At 39.6% G+C, this 22,442-nt stretch carries 22 protein-coding genes; 12 read left to right on the top strand and 10 right to left on the bottom strand.

Features of this window, described 5'->3' with window-relative positions; genetic code table 11:
* Positions 1-68 precede the first annotated feature (68 nt).
* The 10 genes from K364_RS0101890 to K364_RS0101935 form a co-directional block, all read right to left on the bottom strand.
* Positions 69-1,505: a trimethylamine methyltransferase family protein gene (locus tag K364_RS0101890; protein WP_035267549.1), complete on the bottom strand. Its 1,437-nt coding sequence runs from the start codon at positions 1,503-1,505 to the stop codon at positions 69-71.
* A 335-nt stretch (positions 1,506-1,840) separates the two neighbouring features.
* Positions 1,841-2,875 (bottom strand): ornithine cyclodeaminase family protein, encoded by a 1,035-nt coding sequence (locus tag K364_RS0101895; protein ID WP_028306611.1) that lies wholly within the window; start codon positions 2,873-2,875, stop codon positions 1,841-1,843.
* Between the two features lie 214 nt (positions 2,876-3,089).
* Positions 3,090-4,646, bottom strand: a complete 1,557-nt coding sequence (locus K364_RS0101900; protein ID WP_028306612.1) for an ABC transporter substrate-binding protein — start codon at positions 4,644-4,646, stop codon at positions 3,090-3,092.
* Between the two features lie 127 nt (positions 4,647-4,773).
* Positions 4,774-5,721: an ABC transporter ATP-binding protein gene (locus K364_RS0101905; protein ID WP_028306613.1), complete on the bottom strand. Its 948-nt coding sequence runs from the start codon at positions 5,719-5,721 to the stop codon at positions 4,774-4,776.
* A 6-nt stretch (positions 5,722-5,727) separates the two neighbouring features.
* A complete protein-coding gene (locus K364_RS0101910; RefSeq protein ID WP_028306614.1) occupies positions 5,728-6,708 on the bottom strand; it encodes an ABC transporter ATP-binding protein in 981 nt (326 codons plus the stop codon).
* Positions 6,709-6,718: 10 nt separating this feature from the next.
* On the bottom strand, positions 6,719-7,615 hold the full coding sequence (locus K364_RS0101915) for an ABC transporter permease (RefSeq protein WP_242841631.1): 897 nt from the start codon (positions 7,613-7,615) through the stop codon (positions 6,719-6,721).
* Between the two features lie 16 nt (positions 7,616-7,631).
* Entirely contained in the window at positions 7,632-8,558 is a 927-nt protein-coding gene (locus K364_RS0101920) for an ABC transporter permease (RefSeq protein ID WP_028306616.1), read from the bottom strand.
* Positions 8,559-8,581: 23 nt separating this feature from the next.
* Entirely contained in the window at positions 8,582-10,003 is a 1,422-nt protein-coding gene (locus K364_RS0101925; protein WP_028306617.1) for a trimethylamine methyltransferase family protein, read from the bottom strand.
* A gap of 39 nt (positions 10,004-10,042) precedes the next feature.
* Positions 10,043-11,161: a M24 family metallopeptidase gene (locus tag K364_RS0101930; RefSeq protein WP_028306618.1), complete on the bottom strand. Its 1,119-nt coding sequence runs from the start codon at positions 11,159-11,161 to the stop codon at positions 10,043-10,045.
* 22 nt (positions 11,162-11,183) lie between these two features.
* Complete coding sequence (locus K364_RS0101935) at positions 11,184-11,738, bottom strand: helix-turn-helix domain-containing protein (RefSeq protein ID WP_028306619.1); 555 nt, start codon at positions 11,736-11,738, stop codon at positions 11,184-11,186.
* A 509-nt stretch (positions 11,739-12,247) separates the two neighbouring features.
* Here K364_RS0101935 and K364_RS0101940 point away from each other — a divergent pair.
* From K364_RS0101940 to K364_RS0101995, 12 genes are all read left to right on the top strand, one after another.
* Entirely contained in the window at positions 12,248-12,568 is a 321-nt protein-coding gene (locus tag K364_RS0101940; protein WP_028306620.1) for a (2Fe-2S)-binding protein, read from the top strand.
* The gene (locus tag K364_RS0101945) at positions 12,565-13,638 is read left to right on the top strand and encodes an NAD(P)/FAD-dependent oxidoreductase (RefSeq protein ID WP_028306621.1); all 1,074 of its coding nucleotides are present in this window, start codon (positions 12,565-12,567) and stop codon (positions 13,636-13,638) included. The genes K364_RS0101940 and K364_RS0101945 overlap by 4 nt, the downstream gene beginning before the upstream one ends.
* A gap of 12 nt (positions 13,639-13,650) precedes the next feature.
* Complete coding sequence (locus K364_RS0101950) at positions 13,651-14,145, top strand: 4Fe-4S binding protein (RefSeq protein ID WP_028306622.1); 495 nt, start codon at positions 13,651-13,653, stop codon at positions 14,143-14,145.
* The gene (locus K364_RS0101955; protein WP_028306623.1) at positions 14,142-14,417 is read left to right on the top strand and encodes a (2Fe-2S)-binding protein; all 276 of its coding nucleotides are present in this window, start codon (positions 14,142-14,144) and stop codon (positions 14,415-14,417) included. The genes K364_RS0101950 and K364_RS0101955 overlap by 4 nt, the downstream gene beginning before the upstream one ends.
* Entirely contained in the window at positions 14,410-15,570 is a 1,161-nt protein-coding gene (locus K364_RS0101960) for an NAD(P)/FAD-dependent oxidoreductase (RefSeq protein WP_028306624.1), read from the top strand. The genes K364_RS0101955 and K364_RS0101960 overlap by 8 nt, the downstream gene beginning before the upstream one ends.
* Positions 15,571-15,602: 32 nt before the next feature.
* Positions 15,603-15,989, top strand: a complete 387-nt coding sequence (locus tag K364_RS0101965; protein ID WP_028306625.1) for a 4Fe-4S binding protein — start codon at positions 15,603-15,605, stop codon at positions 15,987-15,989.
* A gap of 20 nt (positions 15,990-16,009) precedes the next feature.
* Positions 16,010-17,917, top strand: a complete 1,908-nt coding sequence (locus tag K364_RS0101970) for an aldehyde ferredoxin oxidoreductase family protein (protein WP_242841632.1) — start codon at positions 16,010-16,012, stop codon at positions 17,915-17,917.
* A 13-nt stretch (positions 17,918-17,930) separates the two neighbouring features.
* Entirely contained in the window at positions 17,931-18,167 is a 237-nt protein-coding gene (locus K364_RS0101975) for a MoaD/ThiS family protein (protein ID WP_035267551.1), read from the top strand.
* 120 nt (positions 18,168-18,287) lie between these two features.
* The gene (locus tag K364_RS0101980; protein ID WP_028306628.1) at positions 18,288-19,730 is read left to right on the top strand and encodes a trimethylamine methyltransferase family protein; all 1,443 of its coding nucleotides are present in this window, start codon (positions 18,288-18,290) and stop codon (positions 19,728-19,730) included.
* 234 nt (positions 19,731-19,964) lie between these two features.
* Positions 19,965-20,426, top strand: a complete 462-nt coding sequence (locus K364_RS0101985; protein ID WP_028306629.1) for a helix-turn-helix transcriptional regulator — start codon at positions 19,965-19,967, stop codon at positions 20,424-20,426.
* Positions 20,427-20,487: 61 nt separating this feature from the next.
* Complete coding sequence (locus tag K364_RS0101990; RefSeq protein WP_035267555.1) at positions 20,488-21,654, top strand: PstS family phosphate ABC transporter substrate-binding protein; 1,167 nt, start codon at positions 20,488-20,490, stop codon at positions 21,652-21,654.
* Between the two features lie 247 nt (positions 21,655-21,901).
* The gene (locus tag K364_RS0101995) at positions 21,902-22,432 is read left to right on the top strand and encodes a L,D-transpeptidase family protein (RefSeq protein ID WP_028306631.1); all 531 of its coding nucleotides are present in this window, start codon (positions 21,902-21,904) and stop codon (positions 22,430-22,432) included.
* Positions 22,433-22,442 lie beyond the last annotated feature (10 nt).

Here is a 22,442-nt window from a genome sequence, read left to right on the forward strand (position 1 = left end):
TTTATAAATTAATACCCATATCACGATTTGCATAAAGCATAGTTTAATCGCTCCTAGATATAGAGATTTTATAATTTAGATGCAATTTCTTTAATTTTATTTTTAACTTCAGCATTTAACGGCTTAGGTTGGTGGCTATCTATGATATTTTGCAGCTTTTTCTTTGCTAGTTCAGCTAAATCAGGCTGCCCTTGAGCTGTCCAATCATCAAATCTTCCTCTATTGAATATTGATGGGAACCACCACTCCTTTTTAAAGTTATTAAACGTATGCTCTTCTGCCATGAAGTGTCCACCTGGTCCAACCTTCTCTATCACATCAACAGCTAAGGTATTTCTATTTACTTCAATACCTTTTACGATCTGGCGCACCTGGCCTATCACTTCATCAGCTATTACTAATTGAAGTAAGGATGTGCTAATACCAGACTCCATATAACCAACATCATGGACTATATTTCCCCCACTTAATGCTGCCATAAGGCAATTTGTGGCAATATCGATGCCTGCCTGTTGATCAACACACTTAGAGTCTGAGCATCCTGCAGTGCTAAACATTGGTATTTTATAATACTGCGCCATATTGGTCATTCCCGCCGCCATTAGGCTAAATTCAGGGGAAGAGTAAGTTATTTGAGTTGTGGCCATGTCCATTATTGTTACCACTCCTCCCATTACAAAGGGAGCGCCTTCTCTAGTCAATTGATGAATAACCAGCCCACTTAGGCATTCTGCATTAGCAAGTACAATATTTCCCGCCATGGTTGCAGGACCTGTGGCTCCTGCTAGGGGTGCAGGTGTATTTATACATGGTAAAAAGTGTTCTGCCATAAACATTGTTTTCTCAATTGCATCTACATCATGAGTTAATGGAGTAATTGGTTCGGAATAAAAACATAAAAAGGGATAATTTTGAAGTTCCTGAAGACTTCCCCTTACGGCAATGGCCATGTCTACCATAGTCCTGTAATTACTTGAGGTAAAGCCCCAGTGGACTATAGGTTTTGTTGAGTTATTTACCATTGCCTCAAACATTAAAACATCGGCAATTTCTGTTTGAACATCTCTCGCAGTACCAAAATCCATTTGAAAGTCTATATTAGGTAAAGCATCCATCACCCTAGATGCTCTACATGTATCATTTATTGTGGGATATCTACGTTCACCTGTAAACGGATCTAATGTATAGTTTACAGTTGGGCCAGGACCAAAATAGGATTTATTATTTTCCAAAAACATTTTACGATTTCCATCTCGATCGCATAGTACAATTCTTGATGGAGCACTTCTTATACACTTTTCAACTAATCCTGCAGGAAACTTAACCCTTTCACCATCAACAAAAGCCCCGGCTTTTTTGGCAAGTTCTAGGGCTTTAGGATGATGAATCAGCACGCCCACTCTTTCTAAAACTTCCAAAGTTGCCATGTGTATCTCTTCGCACTGCTGTTCAGTAAACACCCGAAAATACAAGCTTGAGTTGGTCACATAATTACTTCTTAACATATAAATACCTCCATCCTATATGATTTCCTATATAAATTTATGCAACTTGCATGCCAGCTAAATCTTTATCTCTTCCACATAAACAGGATTCTTGAACTCATATGAACTTGTTCATTAGTGTATGCTAGAAGATAGTAGTCTTGGAGCGAAACTTGTCAACTCGATGACATAGCTGAACCCAGTCAGGGCTAGTGACGGTATTTATCGGAAAAAAGTTTCGTAGGCATTGTCAAAGAACTCCAAAAAGAATAAAATGTCTAATTTGTAACAATAAGTCCAGCGAAACCTTGAAGTAAAACAACTAGGAACAACAGCATGCTCCTAGTTTTATGTCACTACAGGGGTAATTTGACCCCAACCCCTTCATTTAATGCCCTATTTAGCAGCTCCCTGCCTACTACAACATCACAAACAGACATTCCAATGTTGCTGCAAACAATTAGCTCATCCTTATTTTCTCTACCCTTTTTAACCCCAGCAATAACCTCGCCAGTTTCACATGCTATTTCTGGTAGTCCATCTGGAAAATAACCCATCCCAGCGAATAATTCATGTTCTTCCTTACTATCAACGATATACTTATCAGCCCTCCTGGATGTAACTGGGTCAAAGTAGGTATTTAAGTCACATGGCAGAATGGTTTGCCCTTTTGAAACCCACTCATCCTTTATCTCCGCAAGTGGATCAAGGAGAATTATTGTTGCAGAACTTAAAACTTCACAACTTTTTGTAACCATTTCAGGATTGTCCCCTTTGATAATCTCCACATCAATCAACGGCTGACATTCTTTTATTAAATCATCCATGGCCGCCTCTTTTATATCATAAATGTATATTTTCTTGAGCTTTTTTAATACATGAACTACATATTTTACATGCTCTATTCCCTGAACACCACAACCAAACATACCAAATGTTTCGGCATCAGGATGAAGAGCCTGTGCAGCTAGAACAGTAACTGCCGGTGTCCTCATGGCAGTAATCCATGCAGAATCCATAAGTGCAATCGGGCATCCAGATGCTACATCGTTCATTACTAAGAGCCCTGTTGTTTGAGGCAGGTTGAATTTTTCCGGATTATATGGATAGCACTCTATCCATTTCATGCCAGCTGCCATCTTAGAAGGAACCCAAGCAGGCATGGCATGAAAAAACACCTCTTTAAACGGATGGATTCCTATCTTGGCGGGCATCTCATACTCTTTAGTGCCGTGTGCAATTAGGGCATCCCTTGTTAGATTAAGTATATTTTCTTCTTTTAGACCCAGGCTAATTACTTCTTTCTGGGTTAAGTAGAGCATCTGCTCTCCTATTTTGATCTTTTCCGAAATCCACTCTCGATCTTTTAATACTTCATCAGCAATATACATACTTTTACCCCCTTAAAAGATTACAAACTAATTTGCTATATTGCAACTTTAATGCCAAACCATTGCTCTTTCCATGGTAAAAAACCATCATGTTATGCACGACCAGAAGATTAAGGATGTGCCTTAATCTTCTGGTCGTGAAACAGCATAATCAACCAAAAGATTTAATATTCTGCAGTTTAGGTTAACCTAATTTTTTCTGTAGTATCTATGATTAATTTGCCCAACTATAATCAAAGACTCTGTCGTACTCCACATTGCCTTCTTCAATAACCAGCTTTGTTGAATAAGCACGGCTGCCATCTGGATAATATAGTGGTACCTGGGGTATGTCTTCGGTATAGATTTTTATGGCTTCAGCGTAAAGCTGTTTTCTAGTTTCAGGGGATGTTTCCCCGGCAGCTTTTACTAACAGCTCATCCATCGCAGGATTAGAATACCAGCTCCAGTTTCCAGCTATGCCTATACTATCAGTTGCAAGACTGCCAAACATAATCTCATCCATATCCTTTGTGCCCGCTGCCCAACGAACAATACCAATTTCATACTGCCCTTTAGTCAAAGCCTCATCGATGAATGCGCCCCTTTCCATCAACTGAACATCTGCTTTTAAACCTATTCGTGTTAAAGCATCCTGAAGCAAAGTAGCCAGCTTTGGATAAGGGTCTGAAGCATAGGTTTTAATAGTAACCGCCTTTCCTTCCATGCCCGCTTCTTTAACTAATTCAATGGCTTTTTCAATATTAACGTCATACCAGGTTTTAATCATAGGGTCTCCAATGGTTCTTCCCTGACGTCCACCAGGATAATCAGCAACTGCACCGTGTCCCTCAACACCAACAATCAGCATTTGTTGACGGTCCACTGCATAAGCTACAGCCTGCCGCAGTTTTAGATCAGCAAAAGGTCCATCTTCTACATTCATGATAATATTAAAAAAGATTGTGGAGGGAAAGGAAACCATATTAAGATTTGCTGCGTTAGATATTGTAGTACGCGAAATTCCTGGTATATCATTAAAGTAAGCGTGTATTTCACCAGTTTGCAGGGCAATAATTGCAGCATTGGTATCTGTTATTGTTTTCAGTCTGACATTTTTAATGGCTGGTTCACCCTTGAAATAATCAGGATTAGATTTGTAAACAACATACTCTCCTGGTCTCCAGTCTGTTACAATATATGGTCCAGTGCCGACAATTTTATCCACGGATTTGCCATAATCACCAGCAAAAGAAGTTACCGCATTTTCACTAAGCATTGCACTATAGTAAATGTTGCTCAAATATTCAATGAAACCAACGTTTGGCATTTTCATTTCAATAACAATGGTAAATTCATCCACTATTTCACATTTATTTACAGCAGCATAAGCCCAGGAAGTATAAGGGGATTCCATAGCCTGGTCAATTGAAAACTTGGCATCAGCAGCTGTAAATTGCGTTCCATCACTGAAGTAAGCATTTTCTCTCAGAAAAAATGTATAGGTTTTTCCATCAGGCGAAATTTCAAATCTTTCTGCTAGCGAAGGGGCAGTCTCACCGTTTTTGTCTTTAATAACAAGGGTATCATAGACTTGGGACATACTGATACTTTCAAAACCGTTTGGTGTGTAGTAAAAATCAAAACTCTCGGTTACCTTGGGAATTCCAATAACCATTTCTGCCTCGGCACTTGGCTGTGCTTCGTCTCCAGGCTTATTACCGCCGCATCCTGCTGTAAGTGCTGCAATTAACATGAAAATTAACAATATTAACACTTTTCTGTCCTTCATTTCTACTCCTCCGTTTCTTTTTCTTAATATTTTCCATCCTTTTTTCATCTATTTATAAAGGGAAATTGCTTATTTTATCTTACATTTTCCCAAAATTTTTTTTGAGTTTACGCTTACCTTGGATTGACTACTGATAAAGTATACATGCAACTAAATGCCCATCAACCTGAGGCGTTAAAAAAACATCCTTTTCCTGACATATGGGTTTAACATAATCGCACCGTGAAGCAAAACGGCAGCCGGGTTTTGGATTTATGGGATTTGAAACTTCCCCCCGAATCAGTTTTTTACCCTTTTGGCCCGTTAATTTGGGTACAGGTATGGCCTCCAATAGTGCTTTTGTGTATGGGTGCATAGGGTTTTTAAACAGTTCTTTTGAGTTGGCTTTTTCCACACACTGCCCAAGATACATGACAGCAATTTCGTCAGAAATATGCTTTACAACTGAGAGGTCATGTGTGATGAATAAATATGTAAGCCCCATCTCTTCCTGCAAATCCATCAATAGATTTAGAATTTGGGCCTGAATCGATACATCTAAAGCAGAAACTGGCTCATCACAGACAATAAACTTAGGATTCAGAGCCAAAGCCCTTGCAACCCCCACCCGCTGGCGGCGTCCTCCATCCATCTCATGTGGATAAGTATTTACAAAACGTTCTGCCAGTCCAACAATATCCATTAAACTGGTAACCTTTTCTACTAGTGCTTTTTTGTTTTTATATGCACGATTCATAATTATTGGTTCAGCAATTAACTCAAAAACTGACATGCGTGGATTCAAGCTTGAGAATGGATCCTGAAATATAATCTGCATTTCTCGTCTGATTTTGTACATTTCCTGTCGACTATATTTTAAGATATCTTTATCTTCAAAAAATACCGAACCTGAGGTAGGCTCAAGCAATCTCAATACCAGCCTGCCTAATGTTGATTTTCCACAGCCCGATTCACCAACTACACCAAGCGTCTTTCTCTTATTAATTTCAAGGTTTACACCATCTACTGCATGCAGAAAACCACCTTTAACTGGGAAATACTTTTTTAGTTCCTGGGTCTTTAATAAAGTTTCCAAAGTTGTTTACACCTCCCTAGCATAAAGATGACATGCAATTACATGTTCTCCTGCAGTATACAGTCCAGGGGCTTCGCTTTTGCAGATATCCATCCAAGATTTACATCTAGGATGAAATTTGCAGCCAGCTGGTAAGTTTGTGGGGTCAGGCATAAGACCTTCAATTGGGTTTAACCTTGGCACTTCGACTTCCAAATCAGGGATAGAACCAAAGAGTCCAATTGTATATGGATGGTGTTTATCTCCCTCAAATATATCTTCAACTGTGCCCTTCTCAATAATTTCTCCAGCATACATAATAGCAACCTTATCACAGGTTTGAGCAACCACACCCAGATCATGTGTAATCATAATCATTGACGTGCTAAGCTTCTCTTTTAGCTCTGCCATGAGAGCTAGTACCTGTGCTTGAATTGTCACATCAAGTGCAGTTGTCGGTTCATCAGCAATAATCAATTCCGGATTGCTGGCCAAAGCAATAGCAATTACAATGCGCTGCTTCATTCCTCCAGAGAATTGGTGCGGATATTCACCCTTTCTGCTAGGTTGTATTCCAACCAGCTTAAGTAATTCGTCTACACGTTCCTCCATCTGTGCTTTTGTTTTTTTAGAATCATTGTGGATTTTTATGGATTCCATTATTTGATCGCCCACTGTCATAATGGGATTCAACGAAGTCATGGGGTCTTGAAAAATCATAGCAATTGAGAAACCTCGTATCTTTCGTATCTCATTTTTTGATTTTTGCAGTAAATTTTCCCCTTTAAACAGGATCTCTCCTCCAGTAATCTTTCCGGTACGTTCAGGCAAAAGCCGCATGATTGCCAAAGCTGTGGTAGTCTTACCTGCACCAGTCTCACCAACAAGCCCAATGGTTTCTTTAACACCAATATCAAAGTCTATATGATTAACAGCCTGGACCGTTTCGCCTTCTGTTTTATATACCACATTAAGTCCTTTAATTTCCAAGAGTTTTTCATTGGTCATCCATATCACCTCAGTCTTTTAGTCTTGGATCCAGCGCATCTCTAAGTCCATCACCCATCAAGTTTAAGGATAGTGCTGTCAAAGCAATAGCTATCCCAGGAAACAAGACAAGATGTGGCGAATACATCATATACTCCTTACCTTCTGAAAGCATAGCACCCCATTCAGGATAAGGGGGTTGTATGCCCATTCCCAAGAAGCTCATGGCAGCTGCCCAGATTATCATGGTACCAACCGACATGGTCGCCTGGACGATTACCGGTCCTATGGCATTAGGAAGAATGTGTTTTAAGATAATATAGTGATCTGGTGTACCGCAAGCTCTAGCCGCTTCAATAAAATCCTGCCCCACAACTGTTAAAATTGCAGAGCGAATTACCCTGGTATAATAAGGCACCATAGAAAGCATTAAGGCAATTAATACGTTAACCAGCCCTGGCCCTAAGGCAGCAACAATTGCTAAAGCCAAAAGCATAAAAGGAATGCACATAATGGTGTCCACTAAACGCATAATAATAGTATCGATTCTACCGCCATAAAAACCAGCTGTCGCACCCAATACACCTCCAATAGAGATGCCAACAATTACTGCACCAATACCCATAACTAAAGAGTTTCTGGTTCCATGAATGATACGGGCAAAAACATCCCTTCCAAAAGCATCTGTACCAAACCAGTGTTCTGCTGAAGGAGGCAGTAGGCGAAGGTCAATTCTTTGTTCCAAGGCATTTTTGTATGGAACAATAAGATCTGCAAAAATGGTACAAAATACAATAATACTAAAAATCCCCAAGCCTAACATGGCAATCCTATTTCTTTTCATTCGTTTCCAGACTTCCCCAAACCAGCTTTTCTTTTTAAGTTTTTTTGTATTTGTCATCATATGAATTTCAACAGGATTATTCATCGTTTTATACCTCACATTATTCATAACGAGCCCTAATTCGCGGATCAATATAAGCATAAACAATGTCTACTACCAACATAACCATCATGAAAAAAAATGCTAGGAAAATGGCACATCCCGTCACCTGAGGAATATCCTTCATGCGGATTGATTCAATAATTAGCATGCCTACACCATTTATAGAAAAAATTGTTTCAATGGTTACAACACCTCCAAGCAGACCACCAAATTCCAAGCCTGCAACGGTCACAACCGGCAGCAGGGCATTTTTTAAGGCATGTTGAAAAATTACTACTCGTTCAGTCTGCCCCTTTGCCCGGGCGGTTCGTACATAGTCCTGGCGTATAGTCTCCAGCATGGTGGTACGCGTCAGTCTCAGCATGGCCGCTGCCACGGGTATGGCCAGAGTGGTTGCCGGCATTAAATAGTGAAGCCAGGTATCACTACCATTTGAAGGCAGCCATCCCAGTTTTAGAGCAAAAAGCACAATAGCCATTAAACCAAACCAAAAACCTGGAATTGATGCCATCAGCATTGCAGAGGCAGTACCAATAAAATCATAGAGGCTGTATTGTTTCACTGCAGACAGGATCCCCAAAGGAACTCCAATCATCACACCAAGCAAAATGGCAAAGCTGGCTAATTTAATAGTTGTGGGAAATCTTGTAACTATTTCATCAAAAACAGGTCTGCCTGTACGATAGGAATTTCCCAAATCTCCCTGCAGGGCATTAATCACATAACTCCCATATCTGATTAGAAAAGGCCGGTCTAGTCCTAGTTCCTGATTAAGCTTTTCCACAGCCTCTGGAGTCGCTCTTTGTCCGAGGATTGTTTGGGCTGGATCTCCAGGTGTCAAATCCATAATGCCAAACACAATGAAAATTACAGCCAGCAGCATGGGCAAAACTATTAATATTCGTTTTATAATATAATTTTTCATGACAACCTCCTTGGACTTGATGCTTAAGTTTTTAAAACAAGCTCCTTATACGAGGCATTTAGAATATTCTTTATCTCTTGGTCAATTTCTACTGGCAGAGATTCAACTTCGGGCGTTTTTGCCAATAAATCCTCTACCCTTTGCCTTGCTTTTTCATCAATGGTCGGCTTGTTATCTCTTATCCAATCGGTCAATAAACGGTCAAAACCTAGGGTTGGTATAAAAACCTCACCATTTCGCAAATGGCGTACTGTATGTTCCTGGGCCAAATAATTACCTTCCCTTGCTGCGTCAGCAACAATATTTAATGCTAAAGTATCCTCATTTACTAGAAAGCCTTTTATGGCTTTTTTAATCATAGCAAAAATCTCATCATCCACAACCAGTTGGGTATACGATCCTAATGTTAAGCTGGCCAAGCTGCCCATTCCAGATAGAAGATTAGCTCCAGCCAATGCAGGCAGCAAAGCATTAATTGCCTTTTCATATCCACTTTGCAGATCATTATCACAAGCACTGCAGCTAAAACCATAAACGTCTGAAATAAAACCATATTTTTTTGCCAGTTGTACAGCACCAGCACTTGCTACCCCAACTTCAGGAAGACCCCAAATGGACACACCATTTTTCATATTGGCAAAGGACAAACGGGCTCCATAGATTACAGGTGTCTGTGGATTAATCATATACGACATGGTGGCAAAAGCCAGCATGGATGCATTCATCTGTGCCAGTGCACCCGCCATCGTCATGGGTGCAGAAATTCCTACAATGGGTGCTATTAACATTACCGTGGGAATTCCTGTATTAATAATAATCCTCATGGTGTCGGTAATCTGCTTTGGGTAATATAGAGGACTTTCTGGTGAAATGCCTACAACACATGGATATGCTTCCTTTGCCTTTAAACCCTGAAATTCTATAAACACATTAAAAAGCTCTGCTATGTATTTCGCCTCTTCTGGTGAGGATACCCCCGGCCCATAAAAAGGTTTATTGGTATATCTCAGCATATATTCAAACTGTTTAATCTGATTAACTTGTCCGGGTATGTCCTCTAAATAATAAGAAGCACATGGTAAGTCAACATGCTTTAACTCGTTCATCAAGTGGATTGCCTTGATCAAATCATCAGAAACTGCAAGGCGATGGTTTCCAGTATTGTGGTCAACAATATTTGGCATTCCACCTGTTGCATGAGAGTAGGTTTTTCCTTTATCTAGTATGATTTCTTTTTCTCCATTACTTAATCGGATTTCTTTTTCGAGATTTTTAAGCATTTGTTCAATTAACAGAATGGGAAAATGCACTCGACACCCTTTTACCTCACACCCCCAGTTTTGTAAGGTGTTTCTAAAAGCTTCATCTTCAACCTTGATGCCTATTTCAGAAATTATTGTTAAACTCGCTTGATGAATTTGTTCCAGGCATTCTGTACTCAGCATTATTTGTTCTCCTTCCTTGGGAATCTTGATTATTACAGCTTAAAGAATCATATCTTCAAAAGTTTTTGGATATGGATTTAATATTTGACATCCCTGCTTAGTTACCACAACATCGTCTTCAATTCTTACTCCCCCAAAATTCGGCATGTATATCCCCGGTTCAATTGTGATTACCTGGCCTTCCTGAAAACATTCCGTATTTTGGTTATGGACATTGGGTAATTCATGTATATCAATTCCTAAACCATGTCCAGTCCTGTGAATAAAATACTCTCCATAGCCTGCTTTTGTTATGACCTTGCGTGCTGCAAGATCTGTCTCGCAAATTAATGCACCTGGTTTAATGCTTTTAATGGCAGCAAGCTGCGCTTCCAAAACAACATTATAGATCTCTTCAAACTTTTGATCAGGTTTTCCCATAAAAAAGGTTCTTGTGGTATCCGACCAATAATGCTGATAATTTACGCCAAAATCAATGGTAATAGGATCTCCTTTTCTAACACGGTAATCCCCAGAATATCCGTGTGGATTACTTGCATTATGCCCACAGAGCACCTGCACCACAATGCCATCACTTATCACCCCAGGTGATAACCACATTTTTTTTACAATTTCAAGTGCAATTTCTTTTTCCGAAATACCTATGTACATAGCTTCTTTTATATGGGCATAAATGTTCTTGGCATATGCCGATGCTTGCTCTATTTTTAATACTTCGTCTTCATCTTTGCACATACGAAGCCTTAGAATGGTATTACTGAGATCCTTTACCTTCAATGCATGGATTTTTTCTCCATTTTCTATATCATTAAAAAGGGCATTCGCAGTGGATAAGGTTAGATACTCCATATCAACACCAATTGTATAAGATGCTAAAAGTCTTTCCAGTAAATATGTCATAGGATTTTCATTATCCTGATAGCTAATCTCCTCAATCAGCGGATCCTTGACACTTCCTTGGTTCAAGCTTGGCAAAAACAGGGAACTTTTACCAGTTTTATTGTCTATAAGAAGTGCCAGCATCCGCTCATATGGCGCTATTTTAACTCCTGTAAAATAATAGATGCTTAAAGGGCTAAAAATAATGGACTTATCTAATCCTTCAGAGCTGGCTTCAACAATTAATTTCTTTCTGCGATTTTTATATATCCTTTGCATTATATCTGACCTCCACAAATTCTTATTTAAAAATGCTGGGAGTGCTTATACATAAAATCTTTGCCGTTTTATTGGTGAAATTAGCCACGTTGTGGGGTACTGAAGATTTAATATGATAGCTATCGCCTGGATACAGCTGATGTTCCTGCTGATCTATAAACACTGTGACTATGCCTTCAAGTACATAAACAAACTCTTCACCTTTATGAGTTAAAAGATTTTTGTCTTCTACAGATTGGCGTGGCAGTAAAACAATTATCAGGTTTTCTAAAACTTTATCCTCAATATCTCCATCTAGTGAATAATAAATCAAGTTATTGTCTACATGAAGAACTTCTTGTTCATAGCTTCGAACTACGTTTCTTTTAGAACTTTGGGGAGGATCAAAAAAATATGTAATCTCCACCCCAAGGGCCTCTGCTACTACCTGAAGGGAAGAAATTGCTATACTTGTTAAACCTCTCTCAACCAGCGATAAGAAACTGATAGAAAGATTCGTTTTTTCACTAAGATCCTTTAAGGTTAATTCCTTGGCTATTCTTAAATCTTTAATTTTTTGACCAATACTTTTTTCCAAAAGAGAGCCTCCTTTTTTGCTTATACTAAAATATCATGCATTATATTATACATATACTCAAATATATTCTACTCATACTCAAATTTTTCCTGCCTAAATTTTTGTTTTTTATAAATATTTGGTATTTTTAAAATTCGTGTACAAAGATTTTGTAGAACGATCTAATTCTAGAGTCAGAATAGATTAATTTTGAGATAGCGATTACTTCAGCGGCCAGCATTTCATTCTCTGATAGCTTTTGTCCTTATAATGCTTCAGGATTTAATATAATTAATTTTTTTGACACTGCATACTGTCTTTGCTTTCTATTATAATGCTTTATGCAAATTTTCTTTGCATAAAGCATTTTTTGCTAATTATTTTTAACAGCTTAAACCTTAGCCAGGTAAATTTTCCTTATATTTTAAAGACAAAGCACCAGCTATTAATTTTATAAAATAATCTGTATATTTTGGCATTAAAATTGCTCATATAAAAATTAGCAAATTAAGAGATCGGAGGGTTAAAAATTGAGAATTAAAGAACATCCTGTGCTGCAGTTTCCAGCTTTACAAGAAGTAACCTTTGTTTTTGAAGATACTCAGCTTACTGGATATAAGGGAGAACCAATAGCTGCTGCACTGCATGCCAATGGCATTAAAATTCTTAGCCACAGCTTAAAGGACCATAGGCCCCGGGGTTTCTTTTGTGCAATAGGCAACTGCTCATCATGTCTTATGGAAGTGAACGGAGAGCCAAATGTAAGAATTTGTGTCGAAGAACTCAGCGAAGGCATGGTTGTTAAAAGGCAAGACAAAAAGGGAAGTTTTCCTGGAGGTGAGAAAGGTTGATAAATACGGAAATTGCAATTATTGGCGGCGGCCCTGCTGGAATGTGTGCAGCACTAGCTGCAGCAGAACAGGGAGCACACGTTATTTTAATGGATCGAGAAAGCAAACCAGGAGGACAGCTTGTAAAACAAACTCATAGGTTCTTTGGTTCAGAAAAGGAACATGCTGGTACCCGAGGGATTAATATTGCTTCCATGCTGGAAAAAGCAATTGGCAAATATACCAACATTGAAGTAAAAACCAAGACTACTGTTCTCGCAATTTATGATGATGGATTAATTGCAATAGAGGAAAGGGATAGGTACAAAAAAGTAAAGGGCAAAAAAACCATTATTGCCACAGGTGCATCTGAAAAAATGATACCCTTCCCCAATAATGATCTCCCAGGCATTTACGGGGCTGGTGCAGTTCAAACATTAATGAATCAATATGGTGTGGTGCCGGGAAACAAAGTACTCATGGTGGGGGCAGGAAATATTGGTCTAATAGTATCATATCAACTAATGCAGGCTGGAATTAGGGTTGAAGCAATTATAGATGCTGCACCAGGAGTAGGTGGATACTTTGTGCATGCTTCAAAAATAAGGAGAATGGGAGTGCCCATTCTAACCTCACATACCATTAAAGAAGCCCTTGGCACTGATTTTGTTGAAGGCGCAATCATCTGTCAACTTGACAATAACTGGCAGCAGGTGCCAGGAACAGAAAAAGAGCTTGCAGTGGATACTATTTGCCTGGCAGTTGGCCTTTCCCCTTTAACAGATCTGCTGCGCCACTGCAGCTGTCTAATGAAATACATTCCCCAGCTCGGTGGATACGTGCCCATTAGAGATGAGCATATGGAAACAACATCTCATGGAATATACGTAGCCGGTGATGCATCTGGTGTAGAAGAGGCTAGCAGTGCCATGGTGGAAGGAAAGATTGCAGGTCTATCTGCAGCAGAATCACTTGGATACAGCCAAAACATCCAAGCATTAAGACAAGAATGCTTGGATGATCTTAAAAGCTTAAGAGCTGGTGTAACTGGATTAAAAATTAGAGAAGGGTTAGAACTCTTAGCTGTTTAGGAGGTGATAATAGTGTTTGAAAAAACAGGTCTTGTTAATGTGGAGATGGTGGAAACAATCTTACCATCTGAAGAAAGAAGACGCACAAAACCCTATGCCATCTTCGAATGCTTCCAGGAAATACCATGCAACCCTTGTTTTACAGGCTGCAAGCCTGGTGCCGTTATTCCCTTTGAAGACATCAATGATATACCAAAAATAGATTACGAAAGGTGTAATGGCTGTGCCCAGTGCGTAAGTGCTTGTCCTGGATTGGCATGTTTTGTATTAGATGAGACTTCTAGCGATACAGAAGCATCTATAAAACTACCCTATGAATTTTTACCTCTGCCAGCAGAAGGACAGATAGTAACTGCTTTAGACCGCGAAGGTAATGAAGTAGGTACTGCAAGGGTTGTTAAAGTGCAGTGCAGTAAAAAGCTTGATCACACCAATATTATCACCATTGCCGTTCCCAAGGATCAAGTGCAGATAATCAGAGGCCTTAGACTGGAGGGTTCAAGATGAGCGGTAAAACTTATCTTTGTCGATGTGAGGATGTTACTTTAGAGGATGTTCATAGACTGATAGATTCAGGGGTTCAAACCTTTGAAGAAATAAAAAGGCACACCCGCTGCACCATGGGACCATGCCAGGGAAGCACCTGCAGACATGTACTAGCTGGGGAAATTGCCAGAAAAAAAGGTTTAAATATTGAAGAAATAGATGTTCCCACCTATAGAGCTCCTATTAGACCCATAAAGCTGGGAACAATTGCAGGTGGTGAAGCTGATGCGTAAAAAAGCTGACGCAGTAGTAATAGGAGGAGGAACAATAGGCTGTGCCGTAGCCTACAACCTGGCAAAAAAGGGTTTTAAAAATGTTGTTCTCCTGGAAAAAAAATACATTACTAGTGGTTCCACAGGGCGATGTGCTGCCGGCTTTCGTCAGCAATGGGGCACAAAAATAAATTGTCTTATTTCAAGGGCTAGTACTCAGATTTTCAAAAATCTAAGCCAAGAATTAGGTTGGGATGATATTGAGTACAGGGAAAGCGGCTATTTACTTATTACTTATAAAGAGCAGCAAGCCCAAATGCTTGAAAAAAACCTAAAATTGCAAAATAGCCTGGGAATACCCTCAAGAAAGCTATCCCCAGAAGAAGCAAAAGAAATAGTACCGTACCTAAATACAGAGGGTATGGTTGCAGCCTTTCACTGCCAGGAGGATGGTCATGTCAACCCTTTTAAAGCAACCTTTGCTTATGCACATGCTGCCAAAAGACTTGGGGTAGAAATTAATACCTATACAACTGTTACAGCAATAAAAACGACTAACAAGGGAGCCTCCAGTAAGGGAAAAGTAACGGCAGTAGTAACTGATAAGGGAACAATTGAAACTAACATAGTCATAAATGCTGCTGGCCCTTATTCAAAGTTCATTGGCCAAATGCTTGGTCTGTCTCACCCCATTGAGCCTGAAAGACATCAAATCTTAATTACCGAGCCCATGGAACGATTATTTGAGCCACTGGTCATGTCTTTTCATCACAGCTCTTACTGCCAGCAGGTCCCCCACGGCGGATTTATCATGGGATATGGGCACCCCCATGAGCCTAAAGGTTTAAACTACAAGCATGATTGGAGGTTTTTAGAGGAAATGGCCCAGAAAATTGTATTCCAGCTGCCCATTCTTAAAAATGTCAGGGTAGTAAGACAGTGGGCTGGTCACTATGACATATCGCCAGATGGTCAGCCTGTTATTGGTTCTGTTCCTGAGGTGGAGGGTTATTATTTATCCCTTGGCTGCGGTAAGGGTTTCATGCTTGCACCCATGATTGCAAAGTTAACGTCAGAGTTAATTGCAGGTGAGGAAACCTCACTGCCTGTTGATATTCTTAATATTGAACGATTTGCAAAGGGAGAACTAATTAACGAGCCTGCAGTAGTTTAAAGCACTAGCCTCAAAAGGGAAGGAGAATTTTTATGAAATTAAAGGGTATTAATGAAAACTGTTCTGGATGCCGAACCTGCCAGGTAGTCTGTGCTCTTGAAAACTATCGTGAAATAAATCCTGCAAAGGCAGCCCTTGGCATAGAGGGGAAGTTTCCCGAACCTGGAACATATGCCATACATTACTGCAATCAGTGCGGTACATGTGCTGATGTGTGTCCAACGGGAGCCATTTATGAAAGGGATGGTATTTATATTCTTGATAAAGACCAGTGCAGCAGCTGCATGAACTGTGTGGAGGAATGTCCCCTTGGTGTAATGTATGTCCATGATTCATTAGATGCTCCAATAAAATGCAATTCATGTGGTGAGTGTGCAGAAACCTGCCCAAGAAATGCATTGATAATGGAAAATGCATGAGAAAAGGAGAGTGCTAATCTATGCTGTATGGCTATACAGGAACTATTTTACGAGTAAATTTAAGCACCAAAACAATAGCAAAGGAACCTTTAGGCCAGGAATTAATAGATGGTTTTATTGGCGGCAGAGGCTTTGTATCAAAGATTTTATATGATGAATTACCTTCAAAAATTGATCCCTTTTCAGAAGAAAATATGATTGTTATTGCAACAGGTCCCTTAAACGGCAGCTTTTTGCCTGCAAGCGGGAAAACCCATTTCGGAACCAAATCCCCTGCTACAGGAGGATTTGGTGACAGCAATATGGGCGGCCACTTTGGCCCTGCGCTAAAATATGCCGGATATGATGTATTGATTATTACAGGAATAGCAGACGAGCCCTGCTACCTGTTCATTGAGGATGATAAGGTTGAAATTCGCCCAGCCAATGAGTATTGGGGCAAGGGAGCCATTGTTGCCGAGAAGCTTCTCAAGGATGCACTAGGCGAGGATTTCCACAGCATAACAATCGGTCCGGCAGGTGAAAACAAGGTTAAAATAGCCTGCATCTCCCATGATTTTGGCAGGCAGGCAGGCAGAACAGGTGTTGCTGCCGTTATGGGATCTAAGCTGCTTAAGGCAGTTTCTATTAAGGGAACCGGCAGTATTCCTGTTTTTGATATAGAAGGTCTTTATAAAAAAGGCAAGGAAGCTTACAAGGAGATAACAAGAAAGCCTGGCTTTCTGGGATGGACACCCCAGGGTACTGCAGGAATAACAGACTGGTGTAATGAAGCCGGAGCATTTCCTACTAAGAATTTTCAAACATCCTATAGTGAGCATTACAAGGAAATAAATGGCGAAGCTGTGTTAGAAAAGCTTAAGATAACTGATAAAGGGTGTTTCGCATGTCCAACCCCTTGCGGCAAATATGGTTTTACAAAGACTCAGAGCGGATCAGCTTATGTTGAAGGTCCAGAATATGAAACAATCGCTCTTCTGGGAGGTAATTGCTATTTAAAATCTATAGAAGATGTTGCCTATGCCAACTATATTTGTGATGAGCTTGGATTAGATACCATATCTGGAGGATTAGCAGTCTCCTGGGCTATAGAATGTTATGAAAAGGGCATCTTATCCAAAGATGAGATAGGTAGAGAAATCACTTTTGGGGATTTGGAATCTGTAGTTTACCTGCTAAATAAAATCAGCTACAGAGAAGGCATCGGTGACCTTCTGGCTGATGGCGTAAAAAGGGCCTCTGAAATAATTGGGCAAGGCTCTGAAAAATTTGCCATACATGTCAAAGGCTTGGAATGGTCTGGCTATGAATGTCGTAATGCTCCAGGTATGATGCTGGCCTACATGACAGCAGATATTGGAGCCCATCACAGCAAGGCCTGGGTTCTAGGTCACGATGTAGCAGGTTCTGCAGCTAATGTCCATGATTTAATATCAGCTGGTGCTAAAGCAGATAAACTACCCAAGTCTACTATAAAAGGTAAAGCAGAAATAGTAATTAACAGTCAGCACACTCGACCATCCTTTGACCTCTTAGGAATATGCAGACTTCAGTACATGGAGTTAGGTTTTGAGGTTGAATACTATGAACAATTCTTTTATTTAATGACTGGCAGGAAAACAAGTTGGGAAGAACTGCGTACTATTTCTGAGAAGATATGGAACTTAAATCGCTGCTTTAACTTAAGGGAAATGGAAGATTACGGACGCAAGTATGACTATCCCCCTGCCCGTTTTTACGAAGAGCCAATTCCCAACGGCCCAAATGAAGGTCACTACTTAACTAAAGAAGAGCTGGATTTCCTTTTAGATGACTATTACAGGATACGCGGATGGGATAGGGAAGGCAGGCCAACTAAAGAAACTTTAGAACGCCTGGGTTTACTACACCTAGTGGGTAATACGTTTACACCAAGCATCTTGGCGTAAGATGGGTTCAGCCATGTTTAGGATACGAGTGATTGTATCAGGAAGCCTTCGTCAAATATACAAAGATATAGGCACTGAATTAGTTGTTGATTTGGAAAAGCCAACTACTGTAAGGGAACTTCTATGCATCATGGGTATTAACCCAATTGCTGTAGCCAGTGTTTTTGTTAATGGTAAATGTAAATCTAAAGACTATTTAATAACAAAGAATGATGAAATAGTCTTGATTGGCCCTTTAGCAGGGGGATAGATAAAGTAAAACGTAATTTCATTTAGTTTTGTTCTTGGCTACGTATTGCTGATACCTTAAATTTAAAAAAGTCTAAAACGCTAACTTAAGAAGTTTATATAACGAGAGGAGAATAAAACCATGTTTCCAGCACTTAAGGGAGGACAGCTGAGTTTATTAAACCAAAAGCAAATAGCACAAGTACATGAAGCAACAATAGAAATCCTGGAAGAAGTAGGAATAAAAGTAAAAAGTGAAAAAGCACGAGAAATATTTGCACAAGGTGGAGCTGCAGTAGAAGGAGAAATAGTAAAAATTTCAGCCTCCATGTTAGAAGCCGCCATTAAATCAGCACCATCTAAAGTCATACTTTATGGACAGGAAGAAAAAAATGACCTCCACCTGGAAAAAAACCGTACCCACCTTGGAACAGGAGGCACAGTGCTCTATGCCCTGGATTTAGATAAGGGCAAAAAGCGCAAAACCAACACCCATGATGTGAGAGACATTGCCCGTATGGTGGACTATCTAGATAATGTATCCTTCTATGTTATTAACACCTACCCTACAGACGTACCAGACGAAGCTGCAGATGTTAACCGCTTTTACTGGGCCCTTACTAATACCACAAAGCATGTCATGGGCGGCATGTATACCATGGAAGGACTAAAAAATGCCATAAAAATAGCCGAAACAATAGCAGGCAGCCCCCAAAAGCTAAGAGAACGTCCCTTTGTATCCTTTATAACACTAATGGTAAGCCCTTTAGTAATGGATGGACTATACACTGACTTTTTAATAGAAGTGGCAGGCAAAGGATTACCCCTGGCAATACCATCAGAGCCTTTAAATGGAGCAACCTCACCTGTAACATTAGCAGGAACAATTGCCATAAACAATGCAGAATCCCTGGCAGGAATAGTACTAGCCCAACTAGTCAATCCAGGCACACCAGTATTATTTGGCTCAACCTCAAGCATCATGGACATGAGCCAGGGCTTTTACGTGGCAGGATGTATAGAATCAGCCATGGTAAATGCAGGGCTAGCACAAATGGCCCAGTACTATGAGCTGCCCATGTATGGAACAGCAGGCATGTCAGACTCAAAAACAAACGACTCCCAGGCAGGGTATGAAAGTGCCTTAACAGCCATGACAGTAGCTCTAGCAGGGTGCAACTATATCCATGATGCCGTGGGCTTACTAGAAATGTGTCAGGTGTTTTCCTATGAAAAGATGGTTATAGACAATGAGATCATAGGCAACATCTTCAGGGTGATGCAGGGTATCGAAGTAAATGAAGATACCCTGGCAGTAGCTAGAATAAAGGAAGTGGGTCCGGCAGGACATTTCCTGGCAGATCCCCATACAGTTAAGTATGTTCGTAAGGAGTTTTTCTTCCCCAGGGTTTCTGATAGAAGAACAAGGATAGCCTGGGAAGAGGTCGGCTGTCCTGAGGCAAAAGACCGTGCCCATGGTATGGTGAGGGATATCCTGGCAGTTCACAAGCCTGCTCCTGTTTCTCCTGGGTTAAAGGCAAGGATTCGTGAGGAGTTTCCTGAGATAAAGGGGGAAGAAATCTAGACACTAAATTCTTTTAGAAGTAAGTAAGTATACCTCCACAGTTACTAGTAAAGGCAGGGCATATCAAAGAATGCTCTGCTTCTTTTTTAATGTCTTTTTGCAACGCGAGTGTTATTGTATCATAAAGAGCTTATAAAAAACTTGCAAGATTTTATTTGTTAGTGTAATATTACACTATAAGTGGCATTTAGTAATAAAAAGAGAGTTTATGGCAAAGGAGGCTAATCTATTTGTATGGATAAGGAAAAAATTATAGATATCTTATCAGATAAGTTAAGGTTAGTTAGAACAGAATATGATTTTTCGCAAGAAAAAATGGCTTTGGTTTTGGGGCTATCAAAAAAAACACTTATTCAAATAGAAAAAGGACGAAACAAACTGGGTTGGGCATATGCTGTTGCTCTTTGTGCAATTTTTAGGGAAAGTGAAATTTTACAAATGACTCTAGGTGGAAACCCAGTTGAAACCATGGAGACAATTGCTCTTAAGGACTGGGGAGGCCCTAAAAATAATACATTGGGGGGCAAAGTCTGGTGGGATAACTTGCAGGAAAAAGGAGGGTTTAGGCTTCAAAAAAATGTAATTAGTGGACATTATCGTATTCTCGATAACAAAAATCGTCGTTGGTACAGTTCCTTAAATAAGGATTACATAGATGAAAAATTTTACTATTTATCGGAAGAAAATGATAAGTAATTGCATAATTTTAAGAGCTCAAAAAAAATTGAAACCCGTTTATCTAAACAGGAGGGAAATTATGTTGAAATATGAAATAATTGAAAAAACAATAAAAGCCTTGCTTTCCATTATTTTATTAATGGGTGTAGGTTTTATTCTTGCAATAGTTACAGCCTTTTCAAAAGGACAAAAGTTTTACATACCGCTAATAGCTATTGTTATAGGTGTAAGTATCATTTTTGTCATATTGCTTATTTATGAGCTGGTACAAAAAAAGCATTTAATGAAAGCCTTTATAGTATTTATCGGATTAAGTATCATCGTACTAGCTGGTTATGAAATAAACCAAAGATATCATGATAGTATTGCTACTTTAAGCGACCAGGAAGTTAATATATATGAATATATGCCATTTGTTGAAAATACAAGGGCAGTGTCTTTGTCCGAGCCAGCATTTTTAAAAATCACAGGGGAATTACCAAGACTTGATGGAGCAACAGCATTATATCCACTGTATGCAGCCTTTGTGCAGGCGACATACCCGGAGGATGAGTATGACCCTTATAGAAGTGAAGTTATGTGTTCAAAAACTGGCGAAGCATATAAAAGATTAATAAACGGTGAAACAGATATCATATTTGCTGGTCCTCCTTCAAAGGCTCATATGGAAGAAGCAGCTCGTAAAGGTGTAGAGCTGACCCTTACACCCATAGGTAGAGAAGCCTTTGTCTTCTTCGTCAATGCTGAAAATAAAGTAGAAGGGGTTTCAAGAGAACAGATACAAGCTATATATTCAGGGGCAATTACTAACTGGCAGCAGCTTGGCGGAAATAATGAGTCTATTCGAGCCTTCCAACGACCGGAGAATAGTGGCAGCCAAACAGCACTGCAGGGTCTAATGGAGGGAAAGGATTTAATGACACCACCTAAAGAAGATGTTGTGGCAGGTATGGGGGGAATTATTGAGCAAACAGCAAATTATCGTAATTACAAAAATGCTATAGGTTATTCATTCCTGTATTTTGCAACTGAAATGATTCAAAACGGCGATATTCGATTGTTAGAAATTGATGGTGTTTATCCTGACAGAAATACAATTAGCAGTGGTGAGTATCCACTATCTTCCGAATTTTACGCTGTAACAGCAGGAAGCGTCAATCCTAATATTGAGTTGCTATTAGAATGGATTTTATCTGAACAGGGGCAAGCTATTATCAATAAAACTGGATATACTCCGTTGAGTTAAATACTACCCGATTGAAACTTGAAAGGTTATTGGACTATCTCCCACTGATATATTATCAAATATATGGGACCATCTTATTACCAGATATGACATAATTCAATTGTCCATTATTTCTTTAATACAAGAAAAAGCTATATCTATATATGTTTAATATTTAGGCAATGTTGTAGTTTTGTAGTTTTGTAGTTTTAACCTTTCAGTTATTACTTTCGTATAATGTATAAATCTATTATGTGAAGGTGATAGAATGGTTAAAATACTTATCAACTTAGCGGAGAGAAGATTGTATTTTTATAAAAATGAGCAAAAAATAAACTCATACCCTGTAGCCATAGGTAAACCCAACACTCCAACTCCTCCGGGAACTTATACAGTAGTCAATAAAATTGTAAATCCCCATTTATCAGTTTTAGGAACCCGCTGGATGGGCCTTTCAAAGCCAGGCTATGGAATACATGGTACCAACAACCCTGCATCCATAGGTACCATGGCTTCTCTAGGCTGTATTAGAATGTATAACCGTGATGTGGAGGAAATCTTTCCCGAGGTGCCTATTGGAACTAGTGTGGAGATAATCTCTGGTGGTGGCAGCTATAATCCCAAACCACAGACTCCATCTCAGGGAACCTCTGGTCAACGGTATATAGTACAAAGAGGAGATACCTTATGGAGGCTCTCCCAAAGATTTGGTGTTTCACTTGATGCTTTAATTAAAGCAAATAACCTGAGCAAGCCCAATATGATCTATCCTGGGCAGAAGTTGATAATTCCGGGTTAGGATTGCGATA

Source organism: Desulfitibacter alkalitolerans DSM 16504, assembly GCF_000620305.1.
Lineage (GTDB): Bacteria > Bacillota > DSM-16504 > Desulfitibacterales > Desulfitibacteraceae > Desulfitibacter > Desulfitibacter alkalitolerans.